Source organism: Actinoallomurus acaciae, assembly GCF_042429965.1.
In the GTDB taxonomy this organism is placed as follows: Bacteria; Actinomycetota; Actinomycetes; order Streptosporangiales; family Streptosporangiaceae; genus Actinoallomurus; species Actinoallomurus acaciae.
Genome location: NZ_JBHLZP010000777.1, coordinates 1 through 2,880, shown reverse-complemented (window position 1 = coordinate 2,880; position 2,880 = coordinate 1). Strand labels below are relative to the sequence as shown.

The following is a 2,880-nucleotide window of genomic DNA, read 5'->3' as shown; positions in this document are numbered from 1 at the left end:
GCTCGCCGACCCCGTCGCCTCGGCGGACACCGGAGTGGACGACCGCGTCGGCGCCGGGGCGGACGGCTCGGCCGGGGACGGCAGGGCGGGTGGCTCGAGCACGGTGGCCTCCGTGACGCGGGCGGGCACGTCGCCGTACGACGTGGCGGTCATGCCGCCGGCCGCGACCCCGACGGGTACGCTGCGAGCCGCGGCTCCGGACTCACTCTCGTTCTCGGCGCTTTCGACCACCAGCTCGTGCGGGATGATCACGACCGCGGTGGTGCCGCCGTAGGAGGAGTGCTTGAGCGAGACCTTGATGTCGTAGCGCATGGCCAGGCGGCCGACCACGTACAGGCCGAGGTGGGCCGAGCTGGACAGGTTGAACTCCGGCGGGTCGGTGACCCGCTCGTTGATGTCGGTGAGGATCTCGTCGGTCATGCCGAGCCCGCGGTCCTCGATCTCGACGGCGTACCCGTGCGCGACCATGTGGCCGCTGACCTGCGCCTGGGTGTACGGCGGCGAGAAGGAGACGGCGTTCTCGATCAGCTCGGCGAGGAGGTGGACGATGTCACCGACGGCCCGGCCGGCCAGGGCGATCTCGCCCATCGGCATCACCGTGACCCGGGTGTAGTCCTCGACCTCGGCGACCGCGGAACGGACCACGTCGATCATGGGCACCGGCCGCCGCCAGCCACGGGCGGGCGTGGCGCCGGACAGGACGATGAGGTTCTCCGCGTTGCGTCGCATCCGGGTGGCCAGGTGGTCGACGTGGAACAGGTCCTCCAGCTCCGTCGTGTCGTCCTGGCGGCGTTCCATGCTGTCCAGCAGGGTCAGCTGCCGGTGGACGAGCGCCTGGGAGCGTCGCGCCAGGCTGAGGAGGATGTCGCGGATGCCGCGGCGCAGCTCGGCCTGCTCGACGGCGGTACGGATCGCGGTCTCCTGCACGGAGTTGAACGCGTGGCCCACCTGGCCGATCTCGTCGGTGCCGAACTGCAGGGGCGGCGCCTCGGCGGCGACGTCCACCTTCTCGCCGCGACCGAGCCGTTCGACGACGCCGGGCAGCCGTTGGTCGGCCAGCTCGAGCGCTGCGATGCGCAGCTTCTCCAGCTGCTGCATGAGGCTGCGCGCCGTGGTGATCGACACGACGATCGACGCGATGACCGCCAGGAGGCCGAGGCCGCCGGCCAGGGCCAGCCGGACGATGACGCCGATCACGATGGGGGTGGACTTGCCGACCAGCCGGCTACCGCCGCCGAACACCGCGTCCGAGAGGTCCTTCAGCGCCGGATCCGCCGCCGCCCGCCACTGCGCGGCGGTGATCGGCGGTAGCTTGCCGGGCCGGGCTCTGGTCATCAGCGTCGTCTCCACGGTGCGGAAACGCGTGATCGCGGAGCTCTTGGTGGCCAGGTCGTAGGAGGTGCGGTCGGTGTTCTGCAGCTCCTCACGGACCTTGCCGAGTTCGTCCCGCTGGGCGCCCACGTCCTGGATGAACTGCAGGTAGTCGGTGTTGGTGAAACGCCGTGCGGCGAGGATGCCGGAGACCAGCGCGTCCTCCTGGGAGAGCACCTCCCTGGCCCGGTTGAGCTGGACGAGGGTACGGGTGTCGCGGGCGAAGTCCTTGTCGTCCAGGGTGGCCATCGAGTCGTCGACCGTGAAGATCGCGTCGATGGCGTTCGTGTAGACGGCCGCGGTCTTGGCACGGTCGGCCAGCCCGGAGTCGATCTCGCCCCGGCTCGCGGTGAGGCCGTCGAACTGCTGGAGCAGGCTGTTGATGGCGCGCTTGAGGTCGGAGCTCTCCGCGAGCTTGGCCTCCCGGCTCTGGATGCTCTTGCGGAACACGGCCACCGTCTGGTCGGTGCGCGCCCGCTGGCGGTCGAGCGCGACCCGCTCCTGCGCCCCGGGGTGGCCCAGGCGGATCATGGACAGCTGGCGCTCGCGCTGGAGTTCGGGCTGGACGTCGTCGATCGGCGCCGCGACGTTGGTGTTGAGCGCGGAGACCCAGAGCAGGTTCACCCCCTCGCGCAGCGTGACCCACGCGGCGAACACCCAGAGGGCGATCAGAGACAGCAGCAGAGCGGTGATCTTGGTTCGCAGGCGCGCGTTACGAATGCGCATTACACCAGCCCCAGCACATATTGCGACGGATTAAGAACTTCTTTACCTGAGGCAACCGCTTCGGTCGAATTGGCTGCGACGGCTCACAATCCCTGCGCGCCGCGGCCGTACGCGCGCCGCACGGTCGACTCCGGCGACGTGGGACTCTAGCAATGAGTGCATAACGGTTCAACATCGATGCTCTACATGCATAACTTCATAAGGGCGTTATTTCACCTTTTAGGTGGTCATCTAGGCGTCAGGCGTTCCAGTGAGTGAGACCGCTCCCACGATCGCTCGACCACCGCCGGCCGAGGTGCAACGCGGCGAGGGTGGCCGCACGGACGATGGCCGTGGGCCGGTACAGGTCCTTGTCGTGCCACAACGCGGGATCGTCCGGGTGAGCGGGGAACCGCGCCAAGTGATCACAGCCGCGCCCGGCGGCCTCCAGAAGGCCTGAATCCGGCCGGTCCGCCGGTCCTGTGTTCAAGATCACGTTTGCTCCGCCGGGCGGTACGGCGTCCGGTGTGGCGCCCGGCCGGGTCAGCAACAGGAGCTGTACGGCGTAGGCGGTCTCCTCGGCCGTGCCGCCCCAGTGCCCCCAGGATCCGTCGGCGCGCTGGGTGGCCAGCGTCCACCGTACGGCCCGCTCGACGGCCGCCGCCGCCTCCGGCCCGCCGAACGCGTGCAGCGCCAGTGCCGCGCACGCGGTGGCGTAGTAGGGGGAGGCGTGCCACCGGTCGTGCCAGCTGCCGTCGGCCCGCTGCCGGCCACGCAGCCAGGCGGCCACCTTGGCGATGGTCG

At 70.0% G+C, this 2,880-nt stretch carries 1 protein-coding gene and 1 pseudogene; both read right to left on the bottom strand.

What is annotated here, in order from left to right; all coding sequences use genetic code 11:
- On the bottom strand, positions 1-2,097 hold a 2,097-nt coding region (locus ACFFNX_RS46800), incomplete at its 3' end, for a sensor histidine kinase (RefSeq protein WP_378212838.1).
- Between the two features lie 238 nt (positions 2,098-2,335).
- Positions 2,336-2,880: pseudogene (locus ACFFNX_RS46795) on the bottom strand (prenyltransferase/squalene oxidase repeat-containing protein); the annotation flags it as partial.